This window comes from Halorubellus litoreus (genome assembly GCF_037081675.1).
GTDB lineage: Archaea > Halobacteriota > Halobacteria > Halobacteriales > Natrialbaceae > Halorubellus > Halorubellus litoreus.
Map to the genome: position 1 here is coordinate 660,721 of NZ_JAZAQL010000001.1, position 15,277 is coordinate 675,997.

Genomic DNA, 15,277 nt, shown 5'->3' on the forward strand with positions numbered 1-15,277 from the left:
CGCCCGCACTACCTGCATCGCCCGCACTACCTGCATCGCCCGCACTACCTGCATCGCCCGCACTACCTGCATCGCCCGCACTACCTGCATCGCCCGTGTAGTTCGCGCCGCCGGCATCGTCGGCGTTCGCTCACGAACCTGCGTGCGTTTCAGGGCCGGTACTGGTTGACCTTGCGCGTGGGGGTTCGTGAACGTAACGGCCAGCGAGGGACGCGAATCCGACGCCCGGAACGACGCCTTCCCGGAGCGTCGGCGATCACTCGAGCGCTTCCGGTGGTTCGGGGAGGCTGCCGATGTCGTCGGGGTCGTGGTGGACGTAGACGTCGGCGTCGTGGATGCGTTCGCGGTGCTTGACGTCGCGGATGGAGTCGACGCTCGCTTCGAGACTCCACGCGAACGACGCGGCGAGTTCCTCCTCGTACCCCTGGCGGTGGTTCGCGGCGTCGGCGGCCAGAATCACGGTGCCGGCGTCGGGAAGTTCGAGCTGGAGGCTCTGGTGGCCGGGACTGTGGCCGGGCGTCGGGAACGCGACGACGCTCCCGTCGCCGAAGACGTCGTACTCTCCCTCGATGGGGGTGACGTTCGCGTCGAGCCGGCGGAGCGGGAGGAGGTCGCCGGTGAGGTAGAACAACCGCTGGACGCCGTCGGGCGCCCACGCGTACCGGAGTTCCTCCTTCTGGACGACGATCTCGCAGCCGGCGTCGACGAACAGGTCGAGGTTCCCGGCGTGGTCGGTGTGGAGGTGACTCATCACGACGACGTCGACGTCCCCGGGGCCGTAGCCGACGTCCTCGAGGAGGTGTTCGACGCGCTGGGATTCGTCCATCTCGATGGCGTCGACGAACTCCGCCATGTGGGGCGCGCCATCGGGCCCGTACTCGGTGGGGTTCTCCTTCATGTCGTAGGAGAGCCCGGTGTCGAAGAGGACGGTGCCCTCGGGGTGCTCGACGAGGTACACCGGGCACGTTCCGGCGTACGGTTCGCCGAGGTTCGTCATCTGTACGGCCATCGAGAAGTCGAACGTCCAGTGCCCCGTGTTCAGCGTGTACAGATGGTCTGCGGTCACGGGATCTCGTAGGGGTGCCGCGGGTTTAAGTTCGGCCAATGCACCGACGGCGCCGTCGTCCGGACAGTGGGTCGCTACAGTTCCTTTGCGTACCGGACGCTCCGACCCTTGCTCGACGTCTCGGTGAACCCGAGGCGGTCGTAGACGTGTCGGGCGCGGTGGTTCGACTGGGCGACGGTCAGCCAGACGTCGGTGACGCCGAGCGAGCGCGCGTGCTCGAACGTCGCGTCGAGGAGCGCGGTGCCGACGCCGGCGTCCTGATGGTCCTGGTGGACGAAGACGCCGAGTTCGTGCGCGTCGGCGTCGTCCGGGACGAGGACGGCGTGCCCGACGACGGCGTCGTCGTGGACGGCGAGCACTGACAGCTCGTCGAGGACGACCGACAGCCACTCGGTGCGGCCGGCGTCCGTCGCGGGCGGCAAGCCCTGGGCGCGATACGCCGGCGCGAAGTCGGCGTACATCGCGTCGACGTCGCCGTAGCGCTCGGGCCGATAGCGCTCGAACGCGACGACGCGGCCGTCGTCGTCGACGAACCGGTCGATGCGGGCGTCGTCGCTGCGCCGGTCGTCGACGCCCTCGTCGTCGGGGCGACGGTCGCTGGCGGGGGCCGGCCCGTGGATGGGTTCGCTCGACATCCTCAGTCGTCCCTGCCGAACGTCACCGGGCACGGCGCGTTCAGTGCGACGCGCTGGGCGGTGCTCCCGAAGACTACCTTCCCCGTTGGGGTGCGTCGCCGGCCGCCGACGAGGACGCGCTTGGCGTCGACGGCGTCGGCCGCGGCGACGATCTCGCCGGCGACGTCGTCGCCGACGCGCGCGTCGACGTCCATGGTCGTTCCCCAGGCGCGGAGCGGTTCCTCGAGGCGGCCGACGACGTCGCGGACGGGCGCGACGCGACCGACGAGGTCGTCGGGGTCGGGGCGCTCGTCCTGGTGGTAGTTCAGTCGGTCGCGGACGGCCGCGTACCGGTCTTCGGTGAAGACGTGGAGGACGCGGACGGTGGTCTCCATCATGCCGGCGACCTCGGCGGCGGTGTTCGCGAGCGTCTCGACGCGTTCGGCGTCGCCGTACCCGATGGGGAGCAGGACGGTGTCGCGGTGGTCGCGGCGCGCGCGAACGTCGTTCGCGACGCCGAGGTCCTGGCCTGCAGCGGCGGCGGTTCCGCGCGTCGACTCGGTCATTCGGGGTCCTCCGCGGCCGGTTCGGTCGGCGGGCCATCGATGCGTGGGTTCATCCTGGCTAGCTCTCGCTCGCGGACACGGATAACGGCTGCCCATAACCACACCACCAGAGGATTAAACACCTAGAACAACACGCCTGGACGATTGAGAAAGAACGAGCGTCCAGGACGAGAACGGATAGAGCCCGTATCGTCAGATTACGGTTCCGCGCGGTCAGTCGTCGCGTTTCCGGTCGAGGTACGCGAGGACGCCGCGGACGTTCATCGCGGTCTCCGCGCTCGCCTTCCGGTCGCCCCAGACCGCGTCCATCTCGGTGTTCTCGACGAAGTGCTCGACGACCGCGTCGTCGTCGCCGAGTTCCTGCTGGGCGCGTTCGACGGCTGCGACCCAGTCCGTGAGTCGCGCCTCGTAGCGTTCGAGGCGGTCGTCGGTCGGTTGCGCGCCGAAGTGCGCGTACAGGAGCGTCGAGGGGTCGAGGTTCGCGATGGTCTCGACGTCCCGGAGCGCCTGTTCGAGGTCGAACTGCGGCGGCGGCGTGGTCTCCCTCACTTCGTCGATGGCGGGGACGTAGATGCCAGCGGCGTCCGCGGTGAAGACGGCGTCGTTCGCGGGGTCGTGGAAGACGTGCTGGTGCGGGGCGTGTCCGGGAGCGTCGTGCGCGCGGAGTTCGTGGTCGCCGAGGTCGACGACGTCGCCGTCTTCGAGCTCGCGGATGCGGTCCTCGGGGACGGGCTCGGGTTCGGTGTAGAACTCGAACTGGTCGCCGACCGCCGACTTCGTGCCTTCCCAGAGCCGCGTCGGGTCGACGAGGTGGCGCGCACCGTTTGCGTGGACGGCGACGGTCGCGTTCTCGCATTCGTCGGCGAGGAACCCCGCGCCGCCGGCGTGGTCGAGGTGGACGTGCGTCGGCACGACGTACGCGACGTCCTCGGGGTCGACGTCGGCGTACTCGAGCAGGTCGAGGACGCGGTCGTAGTGCGTGCCGATGCCGGTGTCGACGAGCGCCGGCTCCTCGGCGTCGAGCAGGTAGACCGCGCCGTAGGCGTCCACGTCGTACATCCCGGTGTCGACGTGGTAGAGGTCCGTGCACTCCCCCGTCGTGACTTCGGTGACGTCGCCTCGTGTCATACAGGAAGCGGGCGGGGACGGGCCAAAAGTCGGTCGGTCGCGGCAGTAGCTCGACTACGCTATCAGTCGAGTCAGTAGCTCGACCGCGCTGTCGCTCGCGGGTCGTTGGTGCCAAAGGGGAAACATCGGGGAGCGTGTGACACCCCGAATGCAACCAGAACACGGGGAGGGAGATACATAAACCCCATCCAACCGGAGTGAAAGTATAATCGCACGACTGCGACGGGTTCGAATCGGCGTCTGACGCCAGTTCGACGTCCGTCTGCCGCACCGAACCGGGGGTCGAGGGTGCGAGTCGGCTGGCGAGGTCCATGGTCATCGGGGGGCGATGCTGACGTCGTTCGCGTCGACGTACCGGCGGACGCGCGCCGCGAGGTCGTCGTCGCCGGGCCACGCGACCGACTCGGCGACGTCGAGGCGGTCGGGGTCGCCGACGTACACGGCCGCGCTCGCGCCCTCGAAGCCGGTCGTCGGAACGGCCACGCGGACGTAAAGGCCGCGAGCGACGCCCTCGTACGCGTCCAGTGCGTCGACGGCGTCGGTCTCGAGGAGTCGCCCGTCGACCTCGCCGCCGGGGGCGAGCGTCGGGTATCGGCCGTCGACCCGGTGGAGGCCGCGGAGTGTCGCGTCGCCGGCGAACGACCACGCGCGGTCGCCGAGCACCTCGCTGACGCGGTCGGGGTCGGTGAGCGTCCCGTAGACGAAGGCGTGCACGACGCGGACTTCGGGTTCCGCCACCCTGAAACCCGCGCCCGTTCGACTGAGAGCATGGACTGGCGGCGGACGAAGCGCGTCTGGCGGCGAGTGGCCGGACTCTCCTGGCCGATATCCGTCGAGCAGACGGTCCGCACCGGGATGCGGACGACGGACGTGTTCGTCACCGCCGCGTTCTCGCCGGCCGCCGTCGCCGCCATCGGGCTCGCGGACCTCTACGCCAGGTTCCCGCTCCGCGTCGGCCTCGGCCTCGGCGGTGGCGCCATCGCGCTCTCCAGTCAGGACACCGGCGCCGCGAGCGGGACCGACAGAGACGACGACGCGGCCGCACGAGCCGACCTCAACCGCGACGAGGCCGTGACCCAGGCGGTCCTCATCTCCTTCCTCGCGGGCGTCCCGTTCGTCGCGTTCGGCCTCCTGTTCGGCGAACCCGCCATCGCGTTGCTCGGTGCGCCCGACGAGGTGGCGCGGGTCGGCGGCGCGTACCTCGCCATCATCTTCGCCACCGCACCCGCTCGCATCGTCGGCCTCACCGCGGCGCGCGCACTCCAGGGAACCGGCGACACGCGCACGCCGATGGTCGTGAACGTCGCCGGGAACCTCCTCAACATCGCGGGGTCGCTCGTCCTCGGCCTCGGGTTGTTCGGCGTCGCGAGCTATCGCGTCGTCGGCGTCGGCGTCGCCACCGCCGCCGGGAACGTCTTCATCGCGCTCGTCCTCGCTGCCCTCATCGCGTCCTCGGCGACCGACGTCGGGTTCGTTCGCCCGCGGTCGACGATAGTCGGCCGCCAGCTCGTCGCCGTCTCCGCGCCGCGGATCGTCGAGGGGCTGTCGAACACGCTCGCGAACTTCCCGTTCAACGCGCTCCTCCTGTCGTTCGGGACGGACGTGAACGCCGCGTACCAGATCGGCTTGCGCATCTACCAGCAGGTGACGGGCCCGCTCTCGCGCGGGTTCAACGTCGCGGCGAGCGTCGTCGTCGGGCAGGCGCTCGGCGAGGGCGACGCGGCGGCGGCGCGCGAGAACGGGTGGGCGACCGCGACGCTCGGCCTCGTCACGGTCGGGACCGCGGGCGCGCTCATCTTCGCGTTCGCGCCGACGCTCGTCGGGTTCTTCACGACCGACCCGGGCACGGTCCCGAACGCGGTGGCGTTCACGCGGACGTTCGGCGTCGCCGCGCCGTTCCTCGTGTCGTTCGTCGTCGTCTCCGGCGCGCTCCAGGGCGCGAGCGACACCCGCACGCCGCTCGTCGCGCGGGTCGTCAGTCTCCTCGCGTTCTACCTCGGGTTCTCGTACGTCGCGAGCGTCGAACTCGGCTGGGGCGTCCCCGGCATCCTCGCGGGCGTCGTCCTCCACTACGCGAGCGCCGCGACCATCGTCACGCTCGGGTTCTGGCGCGGCGACTGGGCGACTCGCGCGAGCGACATGTTGCGCGAACGCGGGAGCGCCGGCGACGACTGAGTGCGCACTGAACCACCGGGACACTTGATTTCGCCGGCGTCACGAGGTACACAAGACACTTGTAGTCTCTCTCGGGATTCCGTGACGTGCGAACCGAGTCCCTCCTCCTCGGCGTGGTCGCGCTCGCGGTCGTCCTCGGCGTCGGCGTCGCCGTGGGCGTCCCGGGCGCGCTCGACCCACCCGAGGACACGCCAGACCGCCCCGAGAAGCCCGCGATGGTCGACGTCGTCGAGATGACGATAGCGCCCGGTGACGTCGGCGGCGAGAACGCCACCCTCCGCGTCCGGCCGTTCCTCGCGCAGCGCGGCGGTGCCGCCGAGAACGTCACCGTCCTCCTGCGCGCCGTCGACCACGATACCGGGTTCGTCGCAGCGACCCAGCGCCTCTCCTACGGGACGCTCGACGGCGACGTCACGCGGAGTCGCGAGGGCGCGCTCACGGTCGCTCGCCAGGGCGGCTACGACGTGCAAGCGATCGTGTACGTGAACGGGTCGCGCGTCGAGACCGGCGTCCGCGACGTCGACGGCGTCGGCACGCTCACGCCCGACTACCGCGACACGCCCCTCCAGTTCCAGGACTTCGACGCGGGCCTGCCCGTCATCGAGTACAGTATCGACGCCGTCGAGAACAACCGGTCGACGCTGTCGGTGTCGACGTACCTGACGAACACCGGCGACAGGACCGTCGACGACCTCGAACTCGTCCTGACGGCGCGCCAGAACGGCTCGAACGTCGTCGCCGACCGGACGACGGTCGAACTCGGCGCGGTCGGGAGCGGGAAGACCGTGCAGCCCACGGGAACCATCGTGGTGCCCGACGACTACAACTACTACCTGGACGCGGTCCTGTGGCGCGACGGCACGGTCGTCGCGACCGCGCGCTCCACCGCGAACCTCGCGCCCGGCACCGGCCTCCGGGTGGACGACAACACGACCACTGACGACGACGAGGGCTTCCAGGCCAGCGACTTCGAGTCGACGGAGTCCGGACGCGAGGAGGGGACCGAGGAGCCACTGACCGAGACGCAGGCGGGCGGGAGCGGCGGCCAGCCCGGGTTCGGCGTCGCCGTCGCCGTCGTCGCGCTCGTCGCCGCGGCACTCATCGCGAGGACTCGACAATGACCGACGATTCCACTTCGACGACCGACGCCAGCCGAGATAGCGACGCAGACGACCGCGACCGCGACAACCGCGGCGACCGACCCGGTCGAGAGCGCGACGACCGCGACCGCGAACCGCGCGGGCGCTCCCGGAGCGGGCTGTTCGAGGGCGACCTCTACGAGCGCCTGCAGTGGCTGGCGCTCGTCGTCCTCGTGCTCGTCGCCGTCGCGACGCTGTTCTCGTTCTACACGAACGTGACGCGACTCATCTCGATCTGGGCGAGCCGGAAGTACGAACCGGCGTTGCAGGCGGCGTTCGCGCTCGCGGTGCTCGCGACCGCGCTCGCGGGCATCGTCTCGCTGTCCCGGAACCTCCGCTAGAGACCCCCCGGGTTTGGGGCAAGGGTCAAAGTCCCTCCCGTCGAACTACTGCGTGATGAGAGCGAAGCGGGAGTTCCGTGACCGCGACGACGTGTCGGTCTCGGTGCTCGACGCCCTGGTCGAACGCGGGGAGGAGGGGATGACCGTCTTCGAACTCCGGTCGCACGTCGACGCCGGTATCGACGAGATAGAGCCGGCGCTCACGGAGTTGAAGGACGACGACCTCATCGAGGTCGACCGGTCGGGCGGGCAGACGCTCCTGAAACCCGACCCGCGCGTCGTCCCCGAGGACCCGGAGGACGACGAGCCGTCGCTGTTCGACGCGCTCCGCGACAAGCTTCCGTTCTGAGCCGCGACAGCGTGCAGTGCTGCGGCGTGGTCTCGGGTCGTGGCGACGTCGGTGCGTGCGAACCGGGACCGTACTGCTCTTGCCGTTCGGGCGTCCACGCCTCCACATGACCATCATCGATGACGTGCACGAGGCGCACGGGGCGACGTTCGTCGAGCGAGGGGGCCGTCGCGTCGTCCGGGACTACGGGCGGCCGGCGCGGACGGCGATGGCGGTTCGGCACGTCGTCGGCGCGTTCGACGCGGCGTACGGCGTGGTGACGGTGTCGGGGAGCGACCGCCGGGAGTTCGTGAACGACGCGGTGACGAACGTCGTGCCGCGCGAGGACGGCGAGGGCGCGTACGCGCTGCTGTTGTCGCCGGAGGGGCGCGTTCGCACGGACATGTACGTGTACGAGGCCGACGGCCGGTTGCTGTGTTTCACGCCGCCGGGGCAGGCGGGGTGGCTCGCGGAGGAGTGGGATTCGCGGACGTTCGTGCAGGACGTCGACGTGGCGCGCGCGAGCGACGACTTCGCGGTGTTCGGCGTGCACGGCCCGAAGGCGACGGAGAAGGTCGCGAGCGTCCTGAACGGCGCGGGAACGCCCGCGGAGCCGTTGTCGTTCGTTCGCGGGTCGATGGGGGACGCGGGCGTCACCGTGATCCGGAACGACGGGCTCGCGGGCGAGGAGGGCTTCGAGGTCGTCTGCACCGCGAGCGAAGCCGAGCGGGTGTGGGACACCCTCTTGCATCACGGGAACAACGCGACGCCGTTCGGGTACGCGGCCTGGGAGACGCTGACGCTCGAAGCCGGGACGCCGTTGTTCCAGACGGAACTCGACGGTCGGGTGCCGAACGTCACCGGCGTCCGGAACGGCGTGGACTACGAGAAGGGGTGTTTCGTCGGGCAGGAGACGGTGGCGCGCGTCGAGAACGTCGGCCGGCCGTCGCGGCGACTCGTCGGCGTGGAGCTCCCTGGCGTCGAGGACGGCGACGCGCTCCCGGGTGCGGGCGCGACCGTCAGCGTCGACGACGAAGACGCCGGGGAGGTGACGCGAGCCGCGTGGAGTCCGCACCGCGAGGCGGGTATCGCGTTCGCGCTCGTCCCCTACGACGCCGACGTCGAGCACGTCGCGGTGGACGTCGCCGACGACGACGGTGCGCTCGACGGCGACGTGGTCGCGCTCCCGTTCGTCGACGGCAGCGACCGGTCCGCGCGAGTCCCGACCTACGATTGAGCAGTCGCCACCCCCGCGACGGCGTCGGTCACGGGGCGGCGACCGTGGACGCTCAAACCACCGCCGTCCTGCGGTTTGAACGGATGAAACCGGTGGGCAGGTTTATATTTCGCCGTATCTAGATTTCACGTATGTCTACCACCCCCACCGCGCGCCTCTCCACGGGGGTCCAGGGCCTCGACGACGTCCTCGAAGGCGGCCTGGTCCCGAACCGAGCGTACCTCCTCCGTGGCGGGCCCGGGATGGGGAAGACCATCCTCGGCGAGCACTTCCTGACCGCGGACGACGCCGAGACCTCGCTGTTCGTCTCCCTCGAGGAGTCCGCGGAGAACCTCCGAGCGAACGCGGCGAGCGTCGGTATCGACCTCTCCGGCGTCGAGATAGTGGACTTCAGTCCGGACGCCGACCGGTTCGGCGACGGCGGCGCGTACGACGTGTTCGCGCCCGGTGATCGCGGCCCGTCGCTCTCGGAGGGGATCCGCGAGGCCGTCGAAGCTCACGCCCCCGATCGGGTGTTCGTCGACCCGCTGTCGCGCCTCCGGCAGTTCACCGCGGACCAGAGCGCGTTCTACGACGAGGTGGGCGCGTTCACGTCGTACGTCCGCGACGGGGACGCCACGCTCCTGTTCTCGACGCAGCCGACGACGGCGTCGCCGGACGAGGACCTGGAGTTCGTCGCCGACGGCAGCATCGAGCTCGCACACGAGCGGAAGGGTCGGACCATCAGCGTCCGCAAGCACCGCGGTGCGTCGTTCCAGTCGGGCACGCACACGGTCACCATCGACGGCGACGGGATGCACGTGTACCCGAAGCTCGTTCCGGACGTGCGGACCCGCGAGTTCGAAGCGACGATGCAGTCCACGGGCGTCGGGGAGTTCGACCGCATCCTCGGCGGCGGGATATCTCCCGGCACGGTCACGGTCATCAGTGGCGCGACGGGCGTCGGGAAGACGACGACCGCGGCGCAGGTCGCGGTCGCGGCGGCTGAGCGCGACGAGCGCACGGTCGCGTACCTCTTCGAGGAGGCCGAGGACACGTTCGTGCATCGCGCGGACGCGATCGGGATGCCGGTGTCGTCGATGCTCGACGACGGCAGTCTCGCGCTCGAGACCGTGGAGGCGCTCGCGGTGTCGCCCGACGAGTTCGCCGCGGGCGTCCGCGAGGAGGTCGAGGAACGCGGTGCGCGCGTCGTCGTCATCGACGGTATCGCGGGGTACCGCACCGCGATCCGTGGCGCCGACGACGACCTCGTCCGGGAGCTCCACGCGCTCTGCCGGTACCTCCGCGGGATGGGCGTCACCGTCCTCCTGACCGATGACGTGCACACGGTCACGGGCGACTTCGAGCCGACGAGCGAACGCATCAGTTACCTCGCGGACAACATCCTCTTCCTCCGGTACCTCGAGTACCGCGGGGAGCTCCGGAAGGCCGTCGGCGTCCTGAAGAAGCGCTCGAGCGACTTCGAGCGGACGCTCCGCGAGTTCGAGATAACCGCGGACGGAATCGACATCGGCGAGCCCCTCAGGGACCTCAGAGGGATCCTGACGGGGACGCCGGAGTGGTCTCGCGAAGATGAGTGACCGCTCGAGCGACGGACTGGCGTCGAACGGCCGGACGACGACGTGGCTGGCGACGGACGCGTCGACGGTCGTGCTCGGCGTCGCGGACGCCAGCGTCCGCCGGTCGCTCGAGTCGTGGTTCGAGGACGAGGCGTACGACGTGCGGGTGGCGGCACCCGATGACCTCCCGGCGGACGGGGACCTGTACGTCGTCGACGCGGGCGCACTCCGGACTGCTGCACCGCAGATAGAGCGCTGGAAGGCGGCGTCGTCGGTGTTCACGCCGTGCCTGCTCGTCGCCGAGGGCTCGCAGGGCGATCGCATTGCGGCGAGCACGGAGCAGGTCCTCCAGGTCGTGGACGACGTCCTGGAGACGCCGCTTCGGACGCCGTCGTTGAAGCGACGAGTCGACAGCCTCCTCAGGGCGCGCGTGCTCGCAACGCAACTCCAGGAGCGCTCTCGCGAGTACGAGCGACTCGTCGAACTCCTCCCGATCGGGTTGTTCGTCCTGGACGACGCGGGGACGGTGACGTACGCGAACGAGCGCGCCGGGTCGCTCGTCGGCGTGGACGCCGCGACGGTTCGGGGGTCGGCGTTCTCCGCGTTCGTGCAGCCCGCGGACCGCGATGCGGTCGCGGCGGCGCTGGACGGCGACGGGTCGTCGACGATCACGGTCCACCTCCAGTGCGAGGACCCGCCCGAGGCTATCGGCGCGGCCGACCGCGTGGGTCTGGACACCACAGGTGAACGCACCGTCGAACTCTCGGTGAGCGTCGTCGAGGACGACACGACGCAGGTGCTCGCGCAGGACGTCACCGAGCGGGAGGCTCGCATCGAACGGCTCCGCGTGTTCGAGCGCGCGGTCGGCGAGGCCGGCGTCGGCGTCAGTATCGCCGACGCGCAAGCCGACGACCACCCGCTCGTGTACGTCAACGACGAGTTCTGCTCGCTCACCGGATACGGCCGCGACGCCGCCCTCGGTCGGAACTGTCGGTTCATCCAGGGCGAGGACACCGACCCGAGGGTCGTCGACGAGATCCGCGCGGCGCTCGAGGTCGAGGCACCGGTGTCGGTGACGATACGGAACTACCGCGCGGACGGCACGCCGTTCTGGAACGAACTCACGATAACGCCCGTGTCAGACGCTGACGGGACGGTCACGCACTTCCTGGGGTTCCAGCGTGACGTGACCGAGCGCCGCGAACGGATGCGGTTGTTCGAGCACCTGCACGAGGCGACCGAGCGACTGCAGGGCGCGCGGACGCCGACCGAGGTCGCGGAGTCCGCGGTCGAGTCCCTCCGGAACATCCTCGAACTCGACGTCGTCGTCTGCTGGTTCCCGAACGACGACCGGACGCGCCTGGAACCGGTCGCAGTTGCCGGCGTGGACGAGGCAGTGCCGATCGAATCCGGGTCGAAGGACTGGACGGCGTTCGTCGACGGCGCGAACGTCACCGAGGTCTCGGTCACGGACCACGAGACCGACGCGGAGACGGGGCTCGTGTTCTCGCTCGGCGACCACGGGCTCATCGGTGCCGCCGACCCGGAGCGCGAGTACACGCAAGCGGTGCGGGACGCCGGGCACGCGTTCGCGGACCACGTCACGGTCGCGCTCGACCGCGCCGAACGCGAGGCCGAGCTCGCGGCGACGACCGCGGACCTGGAGAACACGCTCGAACGCATCAAGGACGGGTTCATCGCGCTCGACGCCGACTACGACATCACGTTCGTGAACAAGCAAGCGGAGTCGCTCCTGCCGTACACCGCCGACGAGCTCGAGGGCCGGAACCTCTGGGAGGCGTTCCCGAGCGAGGTCGACGGGGCGTTCTGGACGCAGTACCACGAGGCGCTCGAGACCGGTGAATCGCGGACGTTCGAGGCGCACTACGACGAACTCGACCTGTGGTTCGAGGTGACGGCGTACCCGAGCGACGACGGCCTGACGCTGTACTTCCGGGACGTCACCGGGCAGCGCGAACGCAAGCGCGAGCTCGAGCGGTACGAGACCATCGTCCAGACCGCCGGCGACCCGATATACACGCTCGACGAGGACGGCTACTTCACGAGCGTGAACGACGCGTTCGTCGACCTCACCGGGTACGAGCGAGACGACATCGTCGGCGAGCACGCACGAGCCATCTTTCCGGCGGACGACTTCGAGGCCTGCGAGCGCGTCATCTCGACGCTCCTCTCGGCGGCCGGCCCGGACAGGGAGACGGTCGAGGTGGACGTGATGACGCGGTACGGCGACCAGCGCGACTGCGAGGTCGCCATCGCGCCACTCCCCGGCGAGGACTTCGGTGGGACCGTCGGCGTCATCCGCGACCTCACGGAGTTCAAGGACAACGAGCAACGCCTCGCGGTCCTCGACCGCGTCCTCCGGCACAACCTCCGGAACAACCTGAACGTGGTCACCGGTCGCACGCGCGCACTCGCCGACCACGAGGACGACGCGGTCCGCAAGTCCGTCGAAGCGGTCGAGGAGGCGGCGTCGGACGTCCTGGAGATAGCGAACAAGGCACGGGCGTTCCAGCAGGCGCTCGAGGACGCGCACTCGTCGCTGGGGACCGTCGAGATCTGCGCGGTCGCTCGTGACGTCGTCGACGACGTCGCAGCGGCGACCGAGCGGGCGTCGGTCAGCTGCGAGCTGGAGTCGGCGGCGTCGCTCCGGGTTCGCGGGAACGAAGCGGTGGAGCTCGCCATCGCCGAACTCGTGGAGAACGCCGTCGCGCACAATCCGAACGCGGACCCGTCGGTGCGCGTGACGGTGAGTCGGAGCGACGGCGAGGCGCGGGTGGTCGTCGCCGACGACGCACCCCTCATCCCCGAGCAGGAGGTCGCGGTGCTCGAGTCCGACGTGGAGACGCCCCTCGAGCACGCGAGCGGACTCGGCCTCTGGCTCGTCCGCTGGACCGCGACGACGTTCGGCGGCCAGCTCGCGTTCGACAGCACGCCCGAGGGGAACCTCGTGACGTTCGCACTCCCGATAGTCGAGGACTGACCCGGCCACGCACTGCCAGCCGCGAGGTCGGTAGGTGGCTAGACGTCCCGGAGGCGCGCGCCCCCGTCGGCGGTGCGTTCGAGCGCGCGGAACGCGTCCGGCGTCTCCACGGTCACCGCTTCGCCGCCGCGCTCGCCGGCGTTCTTCTTCGTGACGTCCTCGCAGACGACGTTCCCCTTCCGCGTCACGCGCTCGTGGGGCGTGTGCCCGACGACCTGCTTCGGCGCGTCCCCAGGGAGATGCTCCCAGCCGAGCCAGAGCGGCCCGGCGTCCGGTCCCTTCGGGTGGTCGCGCCCGGCGCGACTCACCCACTCCTCGTCGAACGCGCGCTCGAACGTCCGATACGCGTCGGCATCCGTCCCGACGACGTCCGCGACGCTCGCGACGACCGCCCGGAACGCGTCGTTCGCTCGCGCCGGGTCGAGACCGTCGACCGCGCCGGCGTGACTGTACGTGTACTCGTAGCCGTCGTACGCCACCGCGAGGTCGCCGGCGGCGACCGCGTCGAAGAACGAGCGCCGGGTCGCGTCGTCGACCCTATCGCAGTACCAGTCCGCCGACCCGACGCCGCCCGCGAGCACGAACTGCTCGTGGTTCCCGCAGTGGTACCGGACGTGCCCCGCTGGTGCCTCGCGCTGGAGGCGTCGAATCGTCTCGACGACGCGCTCGCTATCGCCGCCGCGGTCGACGAGGTCGCCGTTCGCGACGAGGACGTACTCGCGCCCATTCTTGCCTCCCACCCAGTGGAGGTCGCCGTCGTCGTCGCGCTCGACGAGCGGCGCGAACTCGGCGTGGTCGCCGGGGAGCCTGAGCGCGGACGCGAACGAGTCGTAGTAGCCGTGGACGTCCGACAGCGAGACGACCGTCGGCGGATACGACTCGTCGTCGGCGAGCGCGAACACGGTGTCGCGCGCCGAACGGTCAGCGTAGCGCGCCGACCCGTCGTCGGGCATCGTCACGACCGCCCGAGCCAGCTCGCGAGGTGCTCGCGCGAGAACACGCTCGTCGGCCGGTCCATGTGCACGCCGATCTCGCCGGAGAACGCCTTGAGACCGAGGCGCTGGACGGGTTCGGGGAGCGAGTACGCGCGTCGAATCCAGTGCCCGAGCCGTATCTCGGTCGCGAGTTCGTCGCGCCACGCCGCCTCGTACGCGCCGAGGGTGCCCGGCCGGTCCGGTTCTATCTCGCGGGCCGCGTGGTCGGCGCTGCGCATCCCGTAGAGGATGCCGCCGCCCGTGAACGGCTTCGTCTGTGCGGCCGCATCGCCGACGAGGAACCCGCGGTGGCTCGTCACCGAGTCGGCCGGGCCGACCGGGATGAGCCCCGAGCAGCGCTTCGTGACGTCGACGTCGTACCCGGCGGGCCCGACGAGGTCGTCGAACAGCTCGTTCACGTCCGGGCCCGGCGACGCGGCGAGGCCGTACTCGACGCCGGCGTCGCCGCGCGGGATGCGCCACGCGAAGAACTCCGGCATCGTCAGGTGGACGTCGACGCGGTCGCCGTGGTCTTCCTCGTCGCTGAACCCGAGCACGCCGTGGAGGAGCTCGTCCGGTTCCGGGAGGTCGAGGTCGCGGCGGACGCGAGACGTCGGGCCGTCGCAGCCCGCGACCATCTTCGCCTCGACGTCCGCGACGCCGTCCGGGCCGCGGACCGTCACCGTCACCGAGTCGTCGCCCTCGTCGACGTTCGTCACGGTGTGGTCCTCGCGGACCTCGGCGCCCGCCTCTCGCGCCAGCTCGGCGAGGTGGCGGTCGAGGCCGACGCGGTCGATGACGTTCGACACGACCTCGGTCTTGTAGAAGTCCTCGAAGTCGCTCTCGGGCCCCTCGACGTGGAAGCGCGCGCCGTACACCTCGTTCTGGAGGAGGTCGTCGCGAGCGCCCTCGCCGGCGTACTGCCAGATATCTCCGGAGACGTGCCCCGAGCACGCGAGCGGCTCACCGAGCCGGCCCTGTTCGAACGCGAGCACGTCGTACCCGGCCTCGGCCGCCCGCCGCGAGAACCGCGCGCCGGCGGGGCCGACGCCGACGACGACGAAATCGTACATGCCCCCACTGACCCACGCGAGGAGTAAAGCAGTCACGGAAACCCCGCCGCAGCCCCAGCAACCGAGAGGCAACCCA

General features: G+C 70.4%; 14 protein-coding genes. 7 read left to right on the forward strand and 7 right to left on the reverse strand.

What is annotated here, in order from left to right; genetic code table 11:
* Positions 1 to 256: 256 nt before the first annotated feature.
* From VYJ16_RS03330 to VYJ16_RS03350, 5 genes are all read right to left on the reverse strand, one after another.
* Complete coding sequence (locus VYJ16_RS03330; RefSeq protein ID WP_336348893.1) at positions 257 to 1,066, reverse strand: N-acyl homoserine lactonase family protein; 810 nt, start codon at positions 1,064 to 1,066, stop codon at positions 257 to 259.
* Positions 1,067 to 1,140: 74 nt separating this feature from the next.
* Positions 1,141 to 1,701 carry a GNAT family N-acetyltransferase gene (locus VYJ16_RS03335; RefSeq protein ID WP_336348894.1) on the reverse strand — a complete coding sequence of 187 codons (561 nt, stop codon included), beginning with the start codon at positions 1,699 to 1,701 and terminating at the stop codon, positions 1,141 to 1,143.
* Between the two features lie 2 nt (positions 1,702 to 1,703).
* Positions 1,704 to 2,246 (reverse strand): universal stress protein, encoded by a 543-nt coding sequence (locus VYJ16_RS03340; RefSeq protein ID WP_336348895.1) that lies wholly within the window; start codon positions 2,244 to 2,246, stop codon positions 1,704 to 1,706.
* Positions 2,247 to 2,459: 213 nt separating this feature from the next.
* On the reverse strand, positions 2,460 to 3,374 hold the full coding sequence (locus VYJ16_RS03345; RefSeq protein ID WP_336348896.1) for an MBL fold metallo-hydrolase: 915 nt from the start codon (positions 3,372 to 3,374) through the stop codon (positions 2,460 to 2,462).
* A 315-nt stretch (positions 3,375 to 3,689) separates the two neighbouring features.
* A complete protein-coding gene (locus VYJ16_RS03350) occupies positions 3,690 to 4,088 on the reverse strand; it encodes a gamma-glutamylcyclotransferase family protein (protein WP_379762003.1) in 399 nt (132 codons plus the stop codon).
* Positions 4,089 to 4,142: 54 nt separating this feature from the next.
* On the opposite strand from VYJ16_RS03350, the gene VYJ16_RS03355 reads away from it, so the two are divergent.
* The 7 genes from VYJ16_RS03355 to VYJ16_RS03385 all read left to right on the forward strand — a co-directional run bounded on the left by VYJ16_RS03355 (position 4,143) and on the right by VYJ16_RS03385 (position 13,154).
* Positions 4,143 to 5,549 (forward strand): MATE family efflux transporter, encoded by a 1,407-nt coding sequence (locus VYJ16_RS03355; protein WP_336348898.1) that lies wholly within the window; start codon positions 4,143 to 4,145, stop codon positions 5,547 to 5,549.
* Between the two features lie 86 nt (positions 5,550 to 5,635).
* Positions 5,636 to 6,670: a DUF7490 domain-containing protein gene (locus VYJ16_RS03360; protein WP_336348899.1), complete on the forward strand. Its 1,035-nt coding sequence runs from the start codon at positions 5,636 to 5,638 to the stop codon at positions 6,668 to 6,670.
* Positions 6,667 to 7,029: a DUF8060 family membrane protein gene (locus VYJ16_RS03365; RefSeq protein ID WP_336348900.1), complete on the forward strand. Its 363-nt coding sequence runs from the start codon at positions 6,667 to 6,669 to the stop codon at positions 7,027 to 7,029. Before VYJ16_RS03360 ends, VYJ16_RS03365 begins: the two co-directional genes overlap by 4 nt.
* Positions 7,030 to 7,084: 55 nt before the next feature.
* Entirely contained in the window at positions 7,085 to 7,378 is a 294-nt protein-coding gene (locus VYJ16_RS03370) for a DUF6432 family protein (RefSeq protein ID WP_227132215.1), read from the forward strand.
* Between the two features lie 106 nt (positions 7,379 to 7,484).
* Complete coding sequence (gene ygfZ / locus VYJ16_RS03375) at positions 7,485 to 8,594, forward strand: CAF17-like 4Fe-4S cluster assembly/insertion protein YgfZ (RefSeq protein WP_336348901.1); 1,110 nt, start codon at positions 7,485 to 7,487, stop codon at positions 8,592 to 8,594.
* 131 nt (positions 8,595 to 8,725) lie between these two features.
* Positions 8,726 to 10,174 carry an ATPase domain-containing protein gene (locus VYJ16_RS03380; RefSeq protein ID WP_336348902.1) on the forward strand — a complete coding sequence of 483 codons (1,449 nt, stop codon included), beginning with the start codon at positions 8,726 to 8,728 and terminating at the stop codon, positions 10,172 to 10,174.
* On the forward strand, positions 10,167 to 13,154 hold the full coding sequence (locus VYJ16_RS03385; RefSeq protein WP_336348903.1) for a PAS domain S-box protein: 2,988 nt from the start codon (positions 10,167 to 10,169) through the stop codon (positions 13,152 to 13,154). Before VYJ16_RS03380 ends, VYJ16_RS03385 begins: the two co-directional genes overlap by 8 nt.
* 38 nt (positions 13,155 to 13,192) lie before the next feature.
* On the opposite strand, the gene VYJ16_RS03390 is transcribed toward VYJ16_RS03385, so the two are convergent.
* Both VYJ16_RS03390 and VYJ16_RS03395 read right to left on the reverse strand, forming a co-directional pair.
* Positions 13,193 to 14,107, reverse strand: a complete 915-nt coding sequence (locus VYJ16_RS03390; RefSeq protein WP_336348904.1) for a metallophosphoesterase — start codon at positions 14,105 to 14,107, stop codon at positions 13,193 to 13,195.
* A 2-nt stretch (positions 14,108 to 14,109) separates the two neighbouring features.
* A complete protein-coding gene (locus tag VYJ16_RS03395; protein ID WP_336348905.1) occupies positions 14,110 to 15,201 on the reverse strand; it encodes a geranylgeranyl reductase family protein in 1,092 nt (363 codons plus the stop codon).
* Positions 15,202 to 15,277: the final 76 nt, after the last annotated feature.

Bases quoted from the DNA above. Each gene is read 5' to 3' on its own strand.
- VYJ16_RS03335 (WP_336348894.1), bottom strand. From the start codon at position 1,701: ATGTCGAGCGAACCCATCCACGGGCCGGCCCCCGCCAGCGACCGTCGC.
- VYJ16_RS03340 (WP_336348895.1), bottom strand. From the start codon at position 2,246: ATGACCGAGTCGACGCGCGGAACCGCCGCCGCTGCAGGCCAGGACCTC.
- VYJ16_RS03345 (WP_336348896.1), bottom strand. From the start codon at position 3,374: ATGACACGAGGCGACGTCACCGAAGTCACGACGGGGGAGTGCACGGAC.
- VYJ16_RS03355 (WP_336348898.1), top strand. From the start codon at position 4,143: ATGGACTGGCGGCGGACGAAGCGCGTCTGGCGGCGAGTGGCCGGACTC.
- VYJ16_RS03365 (WP_336348900.1), top strand. From the start codon at position 6,667: ATGACCGACGATTCCACTTCGACGACCGACGCCAGCCGAGATAGCGAC.
- VYJ16_RS03370 (WP_227132215.1), top strand. From the start codon at position 7,085: ATGAGAGCGAAGCGGGAGTTCCGTGACCGCGACGACGTGTCGGTCTCG.
- ygfZ (WP_336348901.1), top strand. From the start codon at position 7,485: ATGACCATCATCGATGACGTGCACGAGGCGCACGGGGCGACGTTCGTC.
- VYJ16_RS03380 (WP_336348902.1), top strand. From the start codon at position 8,726: ATGTCTACCACCCCCACCGCGCGCCTCTCCACGGGGGTCCAGGGCCTC.
- VYJ16_RS03385 (WP_336348903.1), top strand. From the start codon at position 10,167: ATGAGTGACCGCTCGAGCGACGGACTGGCGTCGAACGGCCGGACGACG.
- VYJ16_RS03390 (WP_336348904.1), bottom strand. From the start codon at position 14,107: ATGCCCGACGACGGGTCGGCGCGCTACGCTGACCGTTCGGCGCGCGAC.
- VYJ16_RS03395 (WP_336348905.1), bottom strand. From the start codon at position 15,201: ATGTACGATTTCGTCGTCGTCGGCGTCGGCCCCGCCGGCGCGCGGTTC.